Raw genomic sequence first — 486 nt, 5'->3', positions numbered from 1 at the left:
CCGCCACCTCGCTGGTACGGTGGATCGCGGCGTCGGGGTTCCACGCCTGGCTGGTCGACTGGGGCGTCACCGATCCGCGCGACCGCGACATGGACGTCGCCGCGCATGTCGAGCGCGTGCTCGAACCGTTGCTGGCGAAGCTACCCGCGCCGCCGCTGCTTATCGGCTATTGTCTCGGCGGAACGATGGCGCTCGCCGCGGCGAGCCGGATGAAGGTCGCCGGGCTGGCGACGATCGCCTCGCCGTGGCGCTTCGCCGGCTATGGCGCGGCGGCGCGCGATATCGCCGCCTTGTGGGAAAGCGCGCGGCCGACCTGCGACCAATTGGGTGTGGTGCCGATGGAAGTGCTGCAGACCGGCTTCTGGCGGCTCGATCCGGCGCGGACGGTCGCGAAATATGAGGCGTTCGCGAAACTGGAGGGCGATCGCGCCGCGATGTTCGTCGCGCTCGAGGATTGGGCCAACGCCGGCGAGCCGCTGACCTATG

At 70.2% G+C, this 486-nt stretch carries 1 protein-coding gene; it reads left to right on the top strand.

The genetic code is table 11. From position 1 onward, the window contains the following. The coding region (locus tag BGN95_RS09765; RefSeq protein ID WP_353744695.1) for an alpha/beta fold hydrolase at positions 1-486 on the top strand (486 nt) is incomplete at both ends.

Source organism: Sphingomonas sp. 66-10 (genome assembly GCF_001897045.1).
In the GTDB taxonomy this organism is placed as follows: Bacteria; Pseudomonadota; Alphaproteobacteria; order Sphingomonadales; family Sphingomonadaceae; genus Sphingomonas; species Sphingomonas lycopersici.
The sequence above is the reverse complement of the archived record's forward strand: the minus strand, read 5'-3'. Positions and strand labels throughout refer to the sequence as shown.